This is a genomic window from Mesorhizobium sp. B1-1-7 (assembly GCF_006442705.1).
Classification (GTDB): domain Bacteria; phylum Pseudomonadota; class Alphaproteobacteria; order Rhizobiales; family Rhizobiaceae; genus Mesorhizobium; species Mesorhizobium opportunistum.
This window is the reverse complement of sequence record NZ_VFWQ01000008.1, coordinates 82066-99424: the sequence shown is the minus strand read 5'-3', so window position 1 is coordinate 99424 and position 17359 is coordinate 82066. Positions and strand designations below refer to the sequence as shown.

General features: G+C 64.2%; 16 protein-coding genes. 5 read left to right on the top strand and 11 right to left on the bottom strand.

Annotated elements, in window-relative coordinates:
• Positions 1-20 precede the first annotated feature (20 nt).
• From FJ978_RS15205 to murA, 4 genes are all read right to left on the bottom strand, one after another.
• On the bottom strand, positions 21-1538 hold the full coding sequence (locus tag FJ978_RS15205; protein ID WP_140572752.1) for an ABC transporter substrate-binding protein: 1518 nt from the start codon (positions 1536-1538) through the stop codon (positions 21-23).
• A gap of 122 nt (positions 1539-1660) precedes the next feature.
• Positions 1661-2584 (bottom strand): N-acetylmuramic acid 6-phosphate etherase, encoded by a 924-nt coding sequence (murQ, locus tag FJ978_RS15200; protein ID WP_140572751.1) that lies wholly within the window; start codon positions 2582-2584, stop codon positions 1661-1663.
• Positions 2585-2755: 171 nt separating this feature from the next.
• Complete coding sequence (locus FJ978_RS15195) at positions 2756-3637, bottom strand: N-acetylglucosamine kinase (protein WP_140572750.1); 882 nt, start codon at positions 3635-3637, stop codon at positions 2756-2758.
• Complete coding sequence (gene murA / locus FJ978_RS15190) at positions 3634-4890, bottom strand: UDP-N-acetylglucosamine 1-carboxyvinyltransferase (RefSeq protein ID WP_140572749.1); 1257 nt, start codon at positions 4888-4890, stop codon at positions 3634-3636. The genes FJ978_RS15195 and murA overlap by 4 nt, the downstream gene beginning before the upstream one ends.
• Positions 4891-5093: 203 nt before the next feature.
• Between murA and FJ978_RS15185 the strand changes: the two genes are divergently transcribed.
• Positions 5094-5954: a MurR/RpiR family transcriptional regulator gene (locus tag FJ978_RS15185; protein WP_140572748.1), complete on the top strand. Its 861-nt coding sequence runs from the start codon at positions 5094-5096 to the stop codon at positions 5952-5954.
• 8 nt (positions 5955-5962) lie between these two features.
• Here the strand turns inward: FJ978_RS15185 and FJ978_RS33210 are convergent, their stop codons facing one another.
• A complete protein-coding gene (locus FJ978_RS33210) occupies positions 5963-6277 on the bottom strand; it encodes a hypothetical protein (protein WP_246678153.1) in 315 nt (104 codons plus the stop codon).
• Positions 6278-6432: 155 nt separating this feature from the next.
• Between FJ978_RS33210 and FJ978_RS15175 the strand changes: the two genes are divergently transcribed.
• From FJ978_RS15175 to FJ978_RS15165, 3 genes are read left to right on the top strand one after another with little or no spacing between them, the layout of a single operon-like run.
• Positions 6433-7263, top strand: coding sequence for a transporter substrate-binding domain-containing protein (locus FJ978_RS15175; RefSeq protein WP_181180404.1), 831 nt, complete (start codon positions 6433-6435; stop codon positions 7261-7263).
• Position 7264: 1 nt separating this feature from the next.
• Complete coding sequence (locus FJ978_RS15170) at positions 7265-8626, top strand: cation:dicarboxylase symporter family transporter (protein WP_140572747.1); 1362 nt, start codon at positions 7265-7267, stop codon at positions 8624-8626.
• Complete coding sequence (locus tag FJ978_RS15165) at positions 8623-9432, top strand: amino acid racemase (RefSeq protein WP_140572746.1); 810 nt, start codon at positions 8623-8625, stop codon at positions 9430-9432. The genes FJ978_RS15170 and FJ978_RS15165 overlap by 4 nt, the downstream gene beginning before the upstream one ends.
• A 135-nt stretch (positions 9433-9567) precedes the next feature.
• Here the strand turns inward: FJ978_RS15165 and FJ978_RS15160 are convergent, their stop codons facing one another.
• The 4 genes from FJ978_RS15160 to FJ978_RS15145 form a co-directional block, all read right to left on the bottom strand.
• Entirely contained in the window at positions 9568-9765 is a 198-nt protein-coding gene (locus FJ978_RS15160; RefSeq protein ID WP_246678140.1) for a helix-turn-helix transcriptional regulator, read from the bottom strand.
• Between the two features lie 95 nt (positions 9766-9860).
• Positions 9861-11216, bottom strand: a complete 1356-nt coding sequence (locus tag FJ978_RS15155; protein ID WP_140572745.1) for a glutamine synthetase family protein — start codon at positions 11214-11216, stop codon at positions 9861-9863.
• 584 nt (positions 11217-11800) lie between these two features.
• A complete protein-coding gene (locus tag FJ978_RS15150; RefSeq protein WP_013896844.1) occupies positions 11801-12499 on the bottom strand; it encodes a GntR family transcriptional regulator in 699 nt (232 codons plus the stop codon).
• Between the two features lie 183 nt (positions 12500-12682).
• Entirely contained in the window at positions 12683-14746 is a 2064-nt protein-coding gene (locus FJ978_RS15145) for a N,N-dimethylformamidase beta subunit family domain-containing protein (protein WP_140572744.1), read from the bottom strand.
• 88 nt (positions 14747-14834) lie between these two features.
• On the opposite strand from FJ978_RS15145, the gene ftsZ reads away from it, so the two are divergent.
• Positions 14835-16196 carry a cell division protein FtsZ gene (ftsZ, locus tag FJ978_RS15140; protein WP_342447415.1) on the top strand — a complete coding sequence of 454 codons (1362 nt, stop codon included), beginning with the start codon at positions 14835-14837 and terminating at the stop codon, positions 16194-16196.
• A 121-nt stretch (positions 16197-16317) separates the two neighbouring features.
• Here ftsZ and FJ978_RS15135 read toward each other — a convergent pair whose 3' ends face one another.
• Both FJ978_RS15135 and FJ978_RS15130 read right to left on the bottom strand, forming a co-directional pair.
• The gene (locus tag FJ978_RS15135) at positions 16318-17043 is read right to left on the bottom strand and encodes an MgtC/SapB family protein (RefSeq protein WP_140572743.1); all 726 of its coding nucleotides are present in this window, start codon (positions 17041-17043) and stop codon (positions 16318-16320) included.
• Positions 17044-17100: 57 nt separating this feature from the next.
• Positions 17101-17259 carry a hypothetical protein gene (locus FJ978_RS15130; RefSeq protein ID WP_013896840.1) on the bottom strand — a complete coding sequence of 53 codons (159 nt, stop codon included), beginning with the start codon at positions 17257-17259 and terminating at the stop codon, positions 17101-17103.
• Between the last annotated feature and the right edge of the window lie 100 nt (positions 17260-17359).

The window sequence follows — 17359 nt, the reverse complement described above, 5'->3', positions numbered from 1 at the left end:
ATCTACTGATCTGGAGGCGGCTACTGCTGGATGGTAACCTTGCTCAGGCTGAACAGCGTGCCCGTCGGGGTCGGCACGAAGCCGCTGACGGTCTTCTGCTGGGCCGTGTAGTTGTAGGACGTGTAGAGCCAGATCCACGGCGACATCTCGGCAAGGTGCTTCTCGAACGCGGCGAAGATCGCCTTGCGTTTGGCTGGATCGGTCTCGGCGCGGCCCTGCTGCATCTGGCTGTCCAGCGTGTCGTCGATGTAGTTCGCCACCTTCTGCAGATTGCCTGCCTTGGTCCAGTAGCGGTTGTACATCGTATAGGGGTCGGCGCGGCCGCCATTGAGCGCGATCGCCATGTCGAAATCGCCCTTCAGCCAGGCGTCGACATAGACATTGAGCTCCATCATCTTGATGTCGAGCTTGACGCCGATTTCAGCCAGCTGCGACTGGATGACCTGGGCTTCCGCCGCCGCCGTCGGCGGCTCGCCGGTGGCGCCGATCACGGTCGCCGAAAAGCCGTCGGCAAAGCCGGCCTCTTCCATCAGCTTCTTGGCCTTCTCGACGTCGCGCTTGTAGCAGAACAACTGGCTTGGATCGGTCGCGAGCGCGGGAATGGTCAGCGGGCCGGTGACCTTGCCTTCGCCGAGCGCGGCGGTGTCCAGCACCTCCTGCCGGTCGATGGCACAGGAGATCGCCTGGCGCACCTTGAGCTCGGTCATCGGCTTGCGCGACGGATTGAGCTGCAGCACGTTATAGGCGAGCACCGGCGCGCGGTTGAGCTGCAGGCTGGCCTCCTTCGGCACCAGCGTGGCGACCAGCGGGTCGTTGAGCAGCGCGAAATCGATCTGCTTGCTGCGCATGGCGGCCAGGATCGCTGCTTCGTCGGGCAGCACACTGATCTCGATGCCGTCGACGCCGGTCGAACCGCCCGCCCAGTCCTTGTTGGCGCTCAAGACTTCCTTGGCGTTGGGGTCCCATTTGTCGAGCTTGAACGGACCGGAGCCGAGCGCCTTGGTGCCGACAGAGCCGGCCTTGATCTCGCTGGCCGGGACGATGGCCGCGTTGACGTCGCTCATCGCCGTCAGGATCGGCGCGTCGGGTTGCGACAGATGGAACACGACGGTCGCCGCGTCGGGCGTGTCGATGCTGGCGATCGACAGGAAATTGGCGCGGGCGGCCGCCCCCGTCTTCTCGTCGAGGATGCGCTCGAACGATGCCTTGACGTCGGCCGAGGTGACGGCCGTGCCGTCCTGGAATTTCGCCTTGGGGTCGAGTTTGAACGTCAGTTCCTTGCCGTCTTGCGAAAACTGCCAGGACGTAGCGATGGCGGGGATGATCTGCAGGCTGGCATCGACCCGCACTAGCGGCTCATAGATCAGCTCCAGCAGCCGCAGCGACGAAAAGGCGGTCTGCTTGTGCGGGTCAAGACCGGTGGCGTCCTGCGACCAGGCCATATGCAGCGTTGCGGCCTGGGCCGAGGCCGCTGCCACGCCGAGTACCGCCGCAACCGTGATTCCCGCCAGCAATGTTCTTGTGAAATGCCCTGTCATTTTCGTCTCCCATTATGATTTGACTTAATGCCTTGCAGTTTTCTGCCGACCGCTTCCAGACACACATGCTTCGGAGTATCGGCCCAGTCTATGCGGCCTTACGCCGTCTGTCCCATACCGCTTCATGCCTTCCCGTCGCTGATTACCTTGCGCAGGAATCCTCCAGCCTTGCCGAGCGCTGTCCGCGCCTCCTCGACGCCCATGCCGGTGATCGTCACCAGGATCGCCAGCTTCACGTCATTGCCGGTCTGGGTGAGCGCCTGCCTGGCCTGCTGCGCCGGGCAGCCGGTCGTCTGCATGACGATCCTGATGGCCCTCGCCACCAGCTTCCTGTTGGACGGGTTGAGGTCGACCATCAGATTCTCATAGCTCTTGCCGATGCGGATCATCGAGGCCGTGGTCAGCATGTTGAGCACCAGCTTCTGCGCGGTCCCCGACTTCAGCCGGGTCGAGCCGGTGAGCACCTCCGGGCCGACGACCGGTGAGATGGCGATGTCGGCGATGCCGGCAATGGTGGACGCCGGATTGCAGGACAGCGCGACAGTGGTGGCGCCCACCTGCCTGGCATAGGTCAGCCCGCCGACGACATAGGGCGTGCGCCCGCTGACCGCGATCCCGACCACCACATCGTGCGGGGTGAGTCCGATCTCCCGCAAGGCCTTGGCGCCCATTTTCGGGTCATCCTCGGCGCCTTCCGTCGACCGTACCAGGGCGTCGAGGCCGCCGGCGATCAGGCCGATCACCATGCCTTCGGGCACGCCGAAGGTGGGTGGGCATTCGGAGGCGTCGAGAACGCCAAGCCGGCCGCTGGTGCCGGCGCCCATGTAGATCAGGCGTGCGCCTTTCTGGAAGGCGATCACGATCCGATCGACCGCGGCAGCGATGTCCGACAAGACGCTTTCGATGGCCGCCGGGACGGCCTTGTCCTCGTCGTTGATCTTGCGCAGCACGTCGATGGTCGGCAGCAGGTCGATATCGACAGTCCGAGGGTTTCGGCCTTCGGAAACCAGCCGGTCCAGCTCAGACATCAACCCTTGCTCGGTCATTCCAGTGCTTTCAAACCATACGGCGGAGCTAGCGGCGAGGCAGTGCTCTCCGCCTGAAACGCCGCGTACCGCCTATAAGGTCCGTGCTTGCCGCCGTGTTCGCCTTGTTAACTTTTTAGAATTGAGTATTCGTACCGTCAACACATATCTGGAATAGATTATTCCTACAGGTCAGACGCTAAGCGCCCTTTTGGCAAGGATGATCGCGCCGGACACGGCATCGCCGTCGGCGGGCTTCAGCCGGCGCCGGACATCGGGAGCCAGCCATGGCTCGAGCGGGCTGGCGAGGCCGCCCAGCAAGGTCACGCGCGGCGCGCCTTTCTCGAACAGCACCCGCACCAGCGTATCGATCTGCTCGGCGGCAACCTGCACGATGCGCCGCCCGGCCGGATCGCCCTGGTCGGCATGGCGCATCACCATCGGCGCCAGCACGGCGTAGTCCGTGGCGCTGGCGCGGTCCATCCAGGCGACCGCTTCCATCGGGTCGTTTTCGAAACGTTGCATCACCTCCGCCAGCAGCGGCGTCCGCTCGTGCCGGTCGTCATGGGCGCGCAGCGCCAACTGCACGGCCTTCAGGCCAAGATCGGCGCCGCTGCCTTCGTCGGAGATCGGAAAGCCGTAACCGCCGACGCGCAGGTCGCGGCCCTCGACGAAGCCGAGACCGATCGAGCCCGTGCCGGCAATGACGATGGCGCCGTCCTGGCCGGAATGCGCGCCAAGGCAGGCGCCGACGCCGTCACTGACGAAATCGATGCTGGCAAAGGGATGCGCGATCGCCCGCAACGCCTCCAGCGCACCCTTGCGGCCAATACCGGCGAGCCCGATGCCGGCATGGATGCGAGCTGTCTCTGACGTACCGAAACCGGCCTCCTCGACCGCCGCGTCAAATGCCCTGGCAATGGAGGCCCAGGCAGCATCGATGCCAAGCCGCGTCGTCGCAGGGCCGGACAGGCCCTGTCCCAGCACGGTTCCGTCAGCGTCTTCGATGCGGGCCCGGCATCCGGTGCCGCCGCCGTCGACGCCGAGAAAATAATCGGGGCGGCCGCCGCTCATGCGCTCAGCCGCTCGATGTCGGCCCCGCAAAGGCGCAGCTTGCGGTCCAGTTGCTCGTAGCCACGGTCGAGGTGATAGACGCGGTTGATGATGGTCTCGCCTTGGGAGACCAGCGCCGCCAGCACCAGCGACACCGAAGCGCGCAGGTCGGTGGCCATCACCTGCGCGCCGTGCAGTGTCTCGCCGCCGCGCACCAGCGCCATGGTTCCCTGCAACTTGATGTTGGCGCCGAGGCGCATCAGCTCGGGCACATGCATGAAGCGGTTTTCGAAGATGGTCTCGCGCAGCAGCGATGCGCCCTGCGCACAGCACATCAGCGCCATGAACTGCGCCTGCAGGTCGGTCGGAAATCCCGGATAGGGTTCCGTCGTGAGGTCGACCGCCCTAAGCGGCCGGTCGCGCGATACGATCAGCCCGCGATCGCCGGGCCAGACGCTGACGCCGGTGGCCTCCAGCAATTGCACCACCGAAGCCATGTGTTCGAGCCGGGCATGGGTGAGCTCGAGCTGGCCGCCGGTGATCGCCGCGGCAATGGCATAGGTGCCGGCCTCGATCCGGTCCGGGATGATGTCGTGCCTGGCCGCCTGCCAGGAAGTGTCGCCGGCGATCAGGATGCGGTGCGTGCCGGCGCCCTCGACGCGCGCGCCCATGGCGGTGAGGCAAGCGGCGAGATCGGCCACCTCGGGCTCGCGCGCCGCGTTGAGGATCTCGGTTTCGCCCTTGGCCGTGGTTGCCGCCATCATGGCGGTTTCCGTTGCCCCGACCGACGGCGAACTGAGCACGATGCGCGTGCCGGTCAGCCCGTTCGGCGCCGAGGCGACGATCGAGCCGTTCTCGATCGCGATCCTGGCGCCCAGTGCCGCGAGTGCTGCGACATGCATATCGACCGGCCGCGCGCCGATGGCGCAGCCGCCCGGCAGCGAAACCCGGGCGTGGCCGAAGCGCGCAAGCAGCGGCGCCAGCACCAGCACCGTCGCCCGCATCTTCCGCACCGTGTCGTAGGATGTCTCCTTCGAAACGGCGGCACTGGTATCGATCGTCGCGGCATGCGCCGATCGTGCGACTTCGGCGCCGTGAAGCCGCACGACGCCGAGCATGTTCTCGACGTCGGTCACATCCGGCAGGTTGGTCAGTTCGAGCGGGTAGGGGCTGAGCAGGGCGGCCGCTACCTGCGGCAGAGCGGCGTTCTTGGCGCCGGATATGGTGACCGCGCCCTGCAGCCTGTGCCCGCCGACGATCCGCAATCTGTCCATGGCTGAAACCTTGTGCGACGAAAGCCGGGCGTTCAGGTCCGTTCAGAATCCGGATTTCGACCCGATCCAGTTCGAGAATTAATTCTGCGTTCTTGGCTGTCAATCGAAATTGGAATAATTTATTCCTTGGTTCCATAGGCTGCCAGCCACGAGCGATGACAACTGGCTGTCGGTGTGCGGGACCGAAAAGCGCGAGGGAATCCGTGTCCGTTCTGAACAGGATCAATGCGAAGCTCGACGGCATGGCGACTGGCGACCGCGAGATCGGCCGCTACATCGTCGACAATCCCGACCAGATGCTGCGCCTGTCGACGGCGGCCCTTGCGGCCCAGATCGGGCGCAGCCAGTCCAGCGTCGTCAAGTTCAGCCAGAAGCTCGGCTATGCCAGCTACCAGGAGCTCAAACTCGCCGTCAGCGAGGCCAAGGCGCAGGAATGGCAGGTGCCGGCCGGTTTCATCCACGGGCCGATCGAGGTCGGCGACGGCTACCAGGTCATCCTGAAGAAGCTGGTCGGCAGCAAGCTTCTGTCGATGCAGCAGACCGTCGCCGCCAATACGGAACGCATCATCACCAGGACGCTGGAATTGCTGGATGGCGCACGCCGCATCCATCTGGCCGGCGTCGGTGCCTCCTCGCTGGTGGCGCGCGATTTCTCCTACAAGCTGATGAAGCTCGGCCGCAATGTGCTGCATGACAGCGACAGCCACATCCAGATGGCCAATGCCGCGACGCTCGGGCCCGGCGACGTGCTGTTCGCGCTCTCCTATTCCGGCGCCAGCATCGAAACCCTGCGCATCGCCGAGCTTGCCTGCAAGCGCGGCACGATGGTGATCGCCGTCACCGGCCTGCACGACAATCCGCTGAGCCGCGTCGCCGACATCCGCCTCTACACCATCGCCGACGAGGAGCGTGCGCGCTCCTCGTCCATCACCGCGCGCGACGCGCAGCTGGCGCTGACGGACCTGTTGTTCATCCTTTTGGTGCAGAGGCAGCCCGACGCCAATGACTATGTCCACAACAGCGAGGCGGCGGTCTCGGTGCTGAAAGCCGAGCGATCCTCCTAGCAATCAACTCACCCTTGGTGCCGCACGCCCTTGGCCAGCAAGTAGACGAGGTACGGCCCGCCGAGCTTGATGGTGGTTGCCGTCTTCGAGCTGGTCGTGGTCTTCTTGGCGACGACACCGTCGACCGGCCCGGTGGCACCGCCTCCAGCCTCACCCTCGACCACGACAGGCTCAAGTTGAGTGCTGGTTTGCACGGCCTGCGCGAAGACGGCCATCGGCGGGATCGTCGCGGCGGTGGCGAAACTGGCCGCCAGAAGCGCCTTCATCCGGTAAAGTCTGCTCATCAGGAAATTCCCGCTTGCGTCGTTGAGATACTTGATCATTTACCCCAACTCCAACCGCCGGCGTGATGTCGTGCTGCTTTGCCCGTTATGTAGAAAGAGCACAATGTAAAATATACGCTTACTTAACCTCCGCATGCATACTGCGAACTGGGCAGACTTGCTTTCTTGCTCTCCCGCATGAATTGAGAATGCGCATGTCGGTTACGCGTCGTACGCTGCTTATGGCCGGAAGCGGTGGGTTGCTGATCTCGCAGGCTCAGGCGGCCGGCACTCAGGCGCAGAACGCCCCAAAGCCCGTCGCGGGCGGCGATGCGCTGCGTATCGCTATGCCGTCCTTCGCCTCCAATCCGTTCTTCCCGGCCGACGGGCAGGGCGACAATGGCATAGACATGGAACTGGCCCACGGCATCGCCGCGCAGCTTGGCGTGGAGCCGGTGTTCGACCGGTCGGCCGCAACGTTCGACGGCATGGTGAACCTGGTGAGTTCCGGCCAGGCGGACCTGGCGATCGGCAAGCTCAGCCGGACCCTTCTGCGCGGCCGGTCGATCATCTATTCCCGGCCCTACGCCATGCTGCGCCAGGGGCTGATCGCCAACCGCCTTAATCTGGCGCGTATTGCGCAAGGCAAGCCGCCCGAGCAGATCGTCCGCGATTTCTCGGGTGATCTCGGCGTTATCGAAGGCTCTTCATTCGCCACCTATGCGCCGACAACCTTCCCGCACGCACAAGTCCGACGCTTCGCGGGCTGGGATTTGATCATCGATGCGATCCGCAACGGGACGCTCGACATGGCCTATCGCGACGATTTCGAGATCAAGAAGCTGATGGTCGACGACCCGTCGATGACGGTCGTCGCACGCTCGATCACGCTGACGGACAAGGTCGACACCATTGCCGTCGGTGTGCGGCCGGACAATCCGCATCTCGCGGCCTTTGTCGACCTCTATCTCGATCTCGCCCGGGGCCAGCAGGTGCTCAACACCGACGAGATCATCGCCCGCTATCGCCAGGGGAGCAAAGCCTGACATGGCCATCTCCGACGTAGCCGGCTCCGTGCCCTTCGATTGGCGCCTCGCGGCAAGGCGCATATTGCGCTCGCCCATGACGACGCTCGCGATGATCGGGGCAGGGATACTCTGCGGTCTCTATTATCCGGACTTTGCCCATGCGATCAGCCCGATCGCGCAGCTCTACCTGAATTTCCTCAAGATGGTCGTCCTGCCTTACCTGGTTTCGTCGGTCATCTTCTCCATCACGTCGATGGTCCAGGACCCCAAATCGGTCCGTTACCTGGGCAAGGTGGGTATGGCAGTGCTGGTCGTGTCGTTCCTGGGCGTGCTGGTAAGCGGCACCTTGTCGCTGATCCTCCAGCCGGGTCAGATCGAGAACCCGCAGTCGCGCATCGAACTTGGCGAGTTCATCAATTCGCAGGGCAGCGTCTCCACCGATCTCGCCTTCCCGTTCCAGCCGCCATCCAATGAGGGCGCTGACGGCGGGCATTCGATCCTGCTCGATCTGGTGCCGAACAATGTCTTCAACGCGCTGGCCTCGGGCCAGACCATCCAGGTCCTGCTGTTCTGCCTGCTGTTCGGGCTCGCCATGGGAAAGATTCCCCAGCCCACGTCCATGAGCCTTTCTCAGGCGCTCAACGCGGTCTACCGGGCTTGTACGGTCCTCACCAACTGGTTCATCTGGGGATTGCCCTTCGCAACCTTCATCCTGATCGCGGACCAGACCGCGTCGACCGGAACCAAGCCGCTCATGCTGATGGGCGGTTACCTGCTGGTCATGGGGCTTTCCTGCCTCATATTCGTCGCCGGCGCCTTTGCCATTATCGCCATCCGGTCGCGACGAAGCTACTGGACGACGATCAAGACCTGCCAGCCCCTGCTCATGGTGGCCATCACCACGCGTTCCACCGTCGCTTCGCTTCCCTGGGTCATCAACCTGTTGAGCGAGCGCCTGCGGTTCAGCCTGGTGGTCGTCGAACTGCTGGTGCCGCTGCAGGCGGCATTGCTGCGCACCGGCCCGGCGCTGCTCTACACCTCGGGCACCCTGTTCATCGCTCAGCTCTACGGCCATCCGCTCGGCGTGCCAGACCTCGTGCTCGTCGGCATCGCCTCCGCGCTTCTCGCGCTCACGACCGGCGGCATGGGCAGCCTGCTCATCCTGTCCCAGATGTCCATCGTCTGCGGCTACCTGAAGCTTCCCTTTGAAGCGGCGTTCGCCCTGTTCGTCGCTGTGGATGCGGCCGTGGACACGTTCATGACGCTGGCCAGCGTCTGCACCGTCGCGGCGAGCACGGCAATGATTGCTCCCAGCCACAGGGAGACGACGCAGCCGGTCGAAGCCGTCTCGGGAGAGCTCGAAGCCGAGCCCGCCCGATGATCGACGACAGCATCCGTCCCCAGCTCGGCATCATCGGCGGCCTCGGGCCGCTTGCATCGGCTGACTTCTACTTCAAGCTGACCCGAATGACCCAGGCGGTCAGGGACAACGACCATGTGCCTGCCGTTATCCTCAGCGTGCCACAGCTGCCCGACAGGACCGAAGCGATCCTCGGCAACCACGACGGACCGCTGGCGGCTCTGAACGCCGCGGTCTCGACGCTCAATGCGCTCGGCGTTAGCTGTATCGCGGTACCATGCAACACTGCCCATCATTGGTACGACCAACTGGCGGCGAATTCGCAAGCGCGGATCATCCATATCGGCGACGCGGTGGTGGCGGAAACACGTCGTAGCTTGGACCGAGGCCGGGTTGCGATTCTCGCAACGCGGGGCACGCTGGTTTCCGGCTTCTACCAGGACAGGATGTCGGCGGCAGGGTTTGGGCTCTGCCTTCCCGCGAACACCGAGTTTCAGCAGTGCGTCGACAGCGCGATCAGCCTCGTCAAGGCCGGTTCGATCGCGGACGCGGCGATCGAGACCGAGCGCGCGCTTGATATCGCGCAAGCGGCCGGCGCCGATGCTGCCCTTCTCGGCTGCACCGAACTGTCGGTGGTGGCCGCCAGCCTCAACGATGTCGTCGGATTGGTCGTCATCGACAGCAATGCGGCCCTGGCGCGAGCCTGTCTGACACGGTTGGGCTTCGGTGCGCAGGACGCCCGGGGCCTGCCGACCGTATCGCGGCTGCAGGGACATGACCGATCCCTGCACGCCAGTCTAGTCAGGCTGGCTCAGCCCTATGGATAGATGCCAGCCGATCGATATCGGCCACGGTGAAATGGGTGCTGGAACGCTGTCCGCTCCTTGTCGAAGGGGTTCGAATTCAGCCGATCGAGCCTGTTCGCGCAAAGATCGATGCCCGGTTCCGTGAAGGCGGAAATGTCACGGCTTGCCGGCGCTATTCACCCACGCGCCGGGCGTCACGCCGACCACCGCCTTGAAGACGCGCGTCAGATGCGCCTGGTCGAAGAAGCCGGTCGCCTCGGCGATGTCGCCGAGCGAGGCGGCCTCATGCGCCATCATCGCCTTGGCCCTGTCGATCCGCGCCTGCATCTGCCAGCGGCGCGGCGGCACGCCCATTGCCGCCCCGGTTGACCACTGTATCGCAAGTCGCTGCTTGGCAGTCTGCCGGAAGGTCGCCCGGAACGGGTGCCGTAGCGGCCGGTCAGCGGGGCCTAGACGCTTTCGAGATAAGTCTCGATCTCGAAGTCGCTGACATTGAGGGCGAACGTGTTCAGCTCCTGGCGTTTGCAGGCGATGAAGGAGTCGCGCAGGATCGCCGGGAAGATCTCCGCCACATGCGTTCCGCTTTCGAACGTCGCGATCGCCGACGCCCAGTCCGGCGGCAGCTTGGCTGGGACAACGCCTTGTCCATCGCTGCCTGTCGGCTCGCCCGGCGACATCTGCCTTTCGATGCCGATCAGTGCCGCGCCCAGTATGGCAGCCAGCACGAGATAGGGATTGGCGTCCGCTCCCGACACGCGATGCTCGATGCGGCGCGCGGCGGTCGGGCCGCCGGGAATGCGGATCGCGACCATGCGGTTCTCGTAACCCCAGGCGACAGCGGTCGGCGCATAGGAGCGCGGGCGAAGCCTGCGGTAGGAATTGAAGTGCGGTGCGAACACCAGCGTGCTCTCGGCCATTGCCGCGAGCAGCCCGCCGACCGCGTGGCGCATGGTTTCCGAACCCTGATCGGTGCCGTCGTCGAACACGTTGCGCCCTTCGGCGTCGACCACGCTGAAATGGACGTGAAAGCCGTTGCCGGCCCGGTCGCCATAGGGTTTTGCCATGAAGCAGGCGGCAAAGCCGTGCTTGCGGGCAATGCCCTTCACCGTGCGTTTGAACAGCACGGCGTCGTCGGCCGCCCGCAGCGCGTCCGCGACATGGTTCAGATTGATCTCGAACTGGCCGACGCCATTTTCGGCAATCGCCGTATCGACGGGAATGCCTTGCGCCCGGCAGGCCTCATAGACGTCGTGGATGAAGGCCTCGAAGTCGTCGATCTCGTCGATCGACAGCGCCGCGTCGGAATCGAGGCGCCGCCCGGTGACCGGCGAGACAGGCCCGACCGGCCGCTGCGATTGCGGATCGACCAGGTAGAACTCAAGTTCCGTTGCCGCGACCGGGGTCAGGCCGAGCGCCTTGTAGCGGTCGAGGATGCGGGCCAGCGCCCGCCGGGGATCGCCGAGATAGGGTGAACCGTTTTCGTCGGCGAGCCAGAGCGGGACGAGCGCCGTCGGATGCGCCGTCCATTCCACCGGCAGAATGCCGCGTCCCGTCCACTGGCAAAGTCCGTCCGCGTCGCCGGTCGAAAAAACCAGCGTGTTGCCCTCGATGTCCTCGCCCCAGATATCCAGCCCGATCAGCGAATAGGGCATGCGCAGCTTGCCCTCCAGCGCCTTGCGCGCCTGCTCGACGGGGATGCGTTTTCCGCGCATGACGCCGTTGAGGTCGCACACCGCCGCCCTCAGGCTCTGTATGTCGTTTCTGCTTTCAAGCCAGCTCAACACGTCCGCAATTGCATCGCTCAATTTCAAACCTCTGGTTTTCGAAGGTGCCCAAGCCCGGCTGGCTGCGCTAATCCCTGGTAAAAATGCTTATGAGTTTTTGGGAAGCATATCCGGCAGATGCCGGATAGTTTTCCTTATTTTATCAACTCATTAGCTGGGATGTCGGGAGGCATTTCAAAACCAATTGCGCGATCTGCGATCGCAACATAGAGGCAAGAAGGTGGAAAGCCAAGGGGCATTCGAGCTGTGGTGTCGGCCCGCAGTTCTTGGGCGGATGCTGGTCCTCCGGCAGGAAGTCTTGACGGATCCCCTTGCGTTGATGGACCGCATGCCTTCCGACTAGCGGAAACATCAATGATTTTGTCATCCACGGGCGGAGCAAGGAGCGAAACGACGCGGCGCAGACCCGAGGATCCATGCCGGGACTCACAAGCGTCACTGCGGTCGAGAATTCTGCTCCGCTGCACCTGTCAGCAAGGTCACGGAATGGATCCTATGGTCTGCGCCGCGTCGCTCCTTGCTCCGCCATAGAATGACGAAGTTGGGAGGCTTCAGCCAATCTCCAAGGTGAAAAGAACCATAGCCGCCTGTCGGAAGTCCCAATCCTAGCTCCTGGATTCCGGAAATCTGGCTTGCCGCAGGATGTGCGCGGCGCCTTCGTCGATGTCGCGAACGATGGCCGCGCGGGCGCGCGTCGCGTCCTGGGCCTCGATCGCCGCGACCACCTCCTCGTGATAGTCGATGTCGAGGATGGAGGAGAGATCGTCTTCGAAGCCCATGGCGAGGTTCCTCAGGAAGGGACCAACCTGCATCCAGACGGTCTCGATCAGGAAGATCATCTGCTCGTTGCCGCAATGGCGATAGATCGAGAATTTGAAGTCGTGGTTCTTCCTGAGATAGTCGTCGATATCGCCTTCGCGCGCCGCGAGAGTGAGTTCATTGCAATGGCGTCGGATCGCGCGCAGATTGTTGCCGTTGATGCGTTTGGTCGCAAGTTCGGTCGCCGAGCCTTCGAGGATCGTGCGCACGGCGGTCAATTGCGAGAACCGTTCGGCCGAAATGACGGGCACCTCGACGCTGCCGTTCGGCATCGGGCTCAACGCCCGCAGTGCCTGCAGCCGCATGAAGGCGCTGCGGACCGGCATGTCGCTGGTGCCGAGCTCCTTGGCGAGCTTGCGCGAGGTCAGCCGCTGGCCGGGCGCGAACTGGCCGGACATCAGGGCTCGCACGAGCTCTAGATAGACCTTCTCATGCAAGGGGACGGTGTCGACGGCGGTCAACCCGAATTGTGTTCTGTCGGTCATTGGCGGGGGCGCTACTTCGCTCGTTCTGAAATCTGGCCTGACGACAACAGCCGCGGACGGGGCATGATAGACGCCTCGATCATCGACCGGCAAGCCAACGCGCGATGCTGCGGGCGGGTGAGGTCGCGGTTCTCGGCCGGCAGTGACGCGGTTCCGTGATGCCGCTCGCCGGCGCGAGAACGCTCATCGATCAGGGTTCGCCCGACCCTTTGTCGCCGCCAGATGCGTCAGCAAATTCTTCGTGATCCTGCCGACGTCGTTCATTGCGTCGCCGGCAGGCAAGGCGCCGCACCAGGCGACCGAACTCGCGCAGAAAATCAGACCGCCCGAAGGCAGATGGCGCAGCGTCATCTCCGCGCAGCGCCGCGATGCGCGCTCATCCTCGCCACCTGCGTACCAGCGCGTCGCGTCGTGGACGAAGCTGTCGGGGAAGCCGGTCGCGCGGGCAATGACTATCGTATCGGGAGAGGTGCCAAGATGCGGGTCGGTGGCGTCGACCTCGTAACCGGCAGCACCGCCAAGCACGATGCCCTCGTCGCCGAAGGTCTCGCTGGCGACGCCATCGAACAGCCATGCCGCGGAAGCGTCATGGCTTTCCGACGTGCGTGTAAAGGGCCGCGCGCCATCGAAGCCCATCAGCGAAATGGCGACGCCGGTCAGCGAGAATTCGCCGCGCCCGCTGGCGCGCAGATAGCCACCCGGCTGGTTGGTGATCGACAGCGATTGTTCGGCGAGCGGCCCGTCCCAGGTCCGGGCCGCCTCGAGTGGCGAGCGGCGTAGTTCCATCAGATCGTCCTGGAACGCGACCTTGCCGGCAAAGCCATTGCCGCCGAGATAGGCGATGCTGCCGCCAGCCGCTGCGAACTGGCGCAGCGCATGCTCCATCTCGACTGACATGTACTCGGGATGGCTGCCGGTGATGACCGCCCGGTAGCCCTCGAGGCCAGCAACGCCCCGCTCATGCAGGTCGCGGTCGGTGATGAGATCGAAAGCGATGCCGTTGTTGTGGCAGAAGCGCAGAAAATGCAGGTCGACCGGCAGATTGTGCGGACAGCCGCACAGCGGATAATTGTAATCGTCGCGCAGCGTCGCCTTCGGCTTTTTGTAGGACGAGATCGACACGCCGCTGAGGTCGCTGTGGTAGTCGTAGAGCGACTTCAGATTGTTGTCGATCGCGAAGCGATGGCCGCGATCTTCGCACATCCATTCGTAGAGATGCGCCGGCAGGATTTCATCGGCATAGGCGAGATAGGTGGCGGTCGGCACCAGGAACAGCAGCGGCGCCCGTTGTGCCGATGAGGGTGCCGACGAGGTGATGAAGAAGACGATGCGCTCCGATCCACCGCCATGCCCGACCTCGAAAGCATAAACGCCGGCAGACGCTTCCGCCGGAATCTGCAAATGGTATGAGGCGGGCCACTGCAGTGCGCCCATGTCGTCGTCATGGCAATGCACCGCGTCGTAATGCGACGGCACCAGCCTTGGATCGAAGCTCGACCCGTCCCAGCGGCGCGAGGTCATGCAGAACGCCGGCTGGTTGACCGTTTCCAGCAAGAGGGCGCTATCGCCGCCTGTCGAGGCGATCGGGCCGCTCGGCAGCAGGGTGGGGAAGGTCCAGACAATGCGCCTGGTTTCGCTTTGCAGCGCGATCGACGAGAATTTGGCGTTGAGCGACCTGACGTCGTTTGCCGCGCTGGCGCCGAAGACCATGTCACCGGACGCGGACCAGGGCCGATCGAATCGATGATGCAGGCGAAACGGCGACAGCAGGTCGTCCGAGCTTATCTGTAGCGCCGTCCCGCTGCCATCGAGCGAAATCTCGACCGTCAGCCAGGTGTTTGCCGGCAAGCTCTGCCCGGTTTCGAGCGGCTTGCCGTCAACGCCTGACGTCAGCCGCCCGTCCTGCAACCCTAGGCGCAAGTTTCCGCTTTCGAAGAGCACGCGGACACCGTCATTGCGGGTCAAATACACCTCGAAGGCGACACCGGTGATTTCCGCAGCCTTGGCCAGTTCCGACGCCGCGATCTTCAGGAAGGACCCATGATCGAAGTCGCGATGCGAGGGGGCATTGCCGGTCGGTTCGACATGCCAGTCCATGAACTCGGCTGTGTCGAGCCGCACGATCCGCACATCGCGCACCTGCCGTGACGACGAGACATGGAGAGCGATAGGCGTCCCGGCCCCCGTGTGCCAGGGTACCGTGTAGCCTGAAACGGCCATGGCGCCATGATCGACGGGACGTTTCATTTCCGCGATCCCGGCCTATGTACTTCCTCGGAGGGCATATTGGACAAATCGCTCGCATCCCTGCTTTTCGCAAGCAGCTTTTACGACAATGCGGCTTTCATCGCAGGTGGAATTGTTCGCGCTCGTGCCGATCATGGAGCGGGCGACCCAGCCACGTTTCCGAGCGCAAGGCGTCCTGAAAAGCCACCGGACCGCGCCCGATCGCCGGGGCCGGACAGGTCGGTCGCGCGAGGTCGGCCCCTTCATCATAAATCTTGAGCTTGCGCGGTCTTGCACCTCTGGCCGCTCTCTGGCTTTTTGGGGTACCCACTTGGGCGGACTGATTCGCGTCGTGCCGCCCGGTTGCATTGCCCCCAAAGGACATGTGCGGGTGGGCCGTGAAGCGCGCGCAATTGGCGAAGGAGAAAGCGGCATGGCAGAGTTCACAAAGCCCGAGATCTCCGAGATGAGACCGAAGATCACCGTCATCGGCGTCGGCGGCGGCGGCGGCAACGCCATCAACAACATGATCGCGGAGCAGCTTCAGGGGACCGAGTTCATTGCCGCCAACACCGATGCGCAGGCGTTGACCATGTCGAAGGCGACGCGGCTAATCCAGCTTGGCGCTCACGTCACCGAGGGGCTGGGCGCCGGATCGCTCCCCGAGATCGGCCGTGCCGCGGCCGAGGAATCGCTCGACGAGATCATGGATCATCTGGCCGGCACGCATATGTGTTTCGTCACCGCCGGAATGGGCGGCGGCACCGGAACCGGCGCTGCGCCGATCATTGCGCAAGCGGCGCGCAAGGCCGGCATCCTGACCGTGGGCGTCGTCACCAAGCCCTTCACCTTCGAGGGCAGGCGCCGCATGCAGATGGCCGAAGAGGGCATCGAGCGGCTGCGCGAAGCCGCCGACACGGTGATCGTGATCCCCAACCAGAACCTGTTCCGGATCGCCGATGCCAAGACCACCTTCGCCGACGCCTTCGTCATTGCCGACCGGGTGCTCTATTCCGGCGTCAGCTGCATCACCGATCTCATCGTCAAGGAAGGCCTGATCAATCTCGACTTCGCCGACGTCAAATCGGTGATGCGCGGCATGGGCCGCGCCATGATGGGAACCGGCGAGGCGTCCGGCGAAAGCCGTGCCATGAAGGCGGCGGAAGCCGCGATCGCCAATCCGCTCCTCGACGAGGTGTCGATGAAGGGCGCGAAGGGCGTCCTGGTCTCGATATCGGGCGGCAGGGACATGACCCTGTTCGAGGTCGACGAGGCCGCCACCCGCATCCGCGAGGAGGTCTATGAGGACGCCGATATCATCGTCGGCGCCATCTTCGACAAGAGCATGGAAGGCCGCTTCCGGGTTTCGGTGGTGGCGACCGGTCTCGACCGCGCACTCGGTGTGGGCGATGCCGATGCCGGCATCGCGCATGACCATTCCATGCCGCCCGCCGCGCGGATCTTGCAGTAAGGCTCTGTTCAATTTCGATGGACCGGACGGCGGCTGCCCGCGGAGTAGAGCGGGCGCCAGTTTGCGTGCAGGGCGTGGCTTCCCCGGCGCGTAGGCGCGTCGGCCAGCAACGCTCGGCCGCTCAGGAAGCCTTCTCGCCGATCAGTTCAAACCGCTCGACCTCGCATTGCCGGGCGACCAGCGCCAGGATTTCCGTCGACGGTTCGATCGCATCGGGCTGTTTCCACTCGATATTGAACGAGTACACGAAGCGGTCCCGGCCGGGATCGTGCTCCATCATGGCGAGGCGCGCGCCGTAGCCAAGCGGTCGCACCATCTCCTGAAGGTCGGGCGGGGATCCATGCGCCCAGGAGACCGACAGGATCGCACGGTGGTCGCGCGCAATCCTGAGGTCGACCCATTTCAGCGCCTGAAGCGTAAAAAGGGTCAGCAGGGTCGCAACTCCCGCAAGGCCGAACTGGCCGCCGCCAAACGCCAGTCCGATCATTGTCATGATCCACATCGTGGCGGCGGTGGTGACGCCGGTCACAAGATCGCCGCGGCGAAGGATGGCGCCGCCGCCGATGAAGCCGACGCCCGTCAGGACGCCGAGCGGAAACCGCAGCACATCCATGCGGGCGAAGAAGTCCGCTCCCTTGCCCGTCGTGTCGAGCAGCAGGTTGGCCTGGATCATGGCGATCGCGGCCGCAAGGCCGACAAGGATGGTCGTCCGAAGCCCGGCGGTGTGGCCGCGCGCTTCCCTGTTCAGGCCGATCAGGAAACCGGCGAGCATGGTGAGCAGCAGGCGTGCGGCGAGATCGGGCCAGGTCGGGTGAAGCGGCATATTGCAGCAAAACGGCTCGAACATCGTTGGTTCCTTGTGGGCGGGATGCTTCCCGCCCTCAGTCAACACCTCGCGCAGCGGTCACCGGATGGCGAACGTCAGCACCAATGCCAACACGACGATACCGACCAGGCCGGCGATGAAGATGATGCGCTGCGTGCGCGTGCGCAGGATGATTTCGCCTTGCCGTGCATTTTTTCCGGAAAAAACCGGTCCTTCCCTGTCACGATCCTTGCTCATGACATGCTCCTTCCTGGCCCCGCGCCTTCTGGCCCGTGCCTTCCTGGCATGCCGCGACACCGGGATGTCGATCTAAACCTTTTCTCGCTCCCGAAGTTCC

Bases quoted from the DNA above. Each gene is read 5' to 3' on its own strand.
- FJ978_RS15205 (WP_140572752.1), bottom strand. From the start codon at position 1,538: ATGACAGGGCATTTCACAAGAACATTGCTGGCGGGAATCACGGTTGCG.
- murQ (WP_140572751.1), bottom strand. From the start codon at position 2,584: ATGACCGAGCAAGGGTTGATGTCTGAGCTGGACCGGCTGGTTTCCGAA.
- FJ978_RS15195 (WP_140572750.1), bottom strand. From the start codon at position 3,637: ATGAGCGGCGGCCGCCCCGATTATTTTCTCGGCGTCGACGGCGGCGGC.
- murA (WP_140572749.1), bottom strand. From the start codon at position 4,890: ATGGACAGATTGCGGATCGTCGGCGGGCACAGGCTGCAGGGCGCGGTC.
- FJ978_RS33210 (WP_246678153.1), bottom strand. From the start codon at position 6,277: ATGATCAAGTATCTCAACGACGCAAGCGGGAATTTCCTGATGAGCAGA.
- FJ978_RS15175 (WP_181180404.1), top strand. From the start codon at position 6,433: ATGTCGGTTACGCGTCGTACGCTGCTTATGGCCGGAAGCGGTGGGTTG.
- FJ978_RS15170 (WP_140572747.1), top strand. From the start codon at position 7,265: ATGGCCATCTCCGACGTAGCCGGCTCCGTGCCCTTCGATTGGCGCCTC.
- FJ978_RS15165 (WP_140572746.1), top strand. From the start codon at position 8,623: ATGATCGACGACAGCATCCGTCCCCAGCTCGGCATCATCGGCGGCCTC.
- FJ978_RS15160 (WP_246678140.1), bottom strand. From the start codon at position 9,765: ATGGGCGTGCCGCCGCGCCGCTGGCAGATGCAGGCGCGGATCGACAGG.
- FJ978_RS15150 (WP_013896844.1), bottom strand. From the start codon at position 12,499: ATGACCGACAGAACACAATTCGGGTTGACCGCCGTCGACACCGTCCCC.
- FJ978_RS15145 (WP_140572744.1), bottom strand. From the start codon at position 14,746: ATGAAACGTCCCGTCGATCATGGCGCCATGGCCGTTTCAGGCTACACG.
- ftsZ (WP_342447415.1), top strand. From the start codon at position 14,835: ATGCGGCTTTCATCGCAGGTGGAATTGTTCGCGCTCGTGCCGATCATG.
- FJ978_RS15135 (WP_140572743.1), bottom strand. From the start codon at position 17,043: ATGTTCGAGCCGTTTTGCTGCAATATGCCGCTTCACCCGACCTGGCCC.
- FJ978_RS15130 (WP_013896840.1), bottom strand. From the start codon at position 17,259: ATGAGCAAGGATCGTGACAGGGAAGGACCGGTTTTTTCCGGAAAAAAT.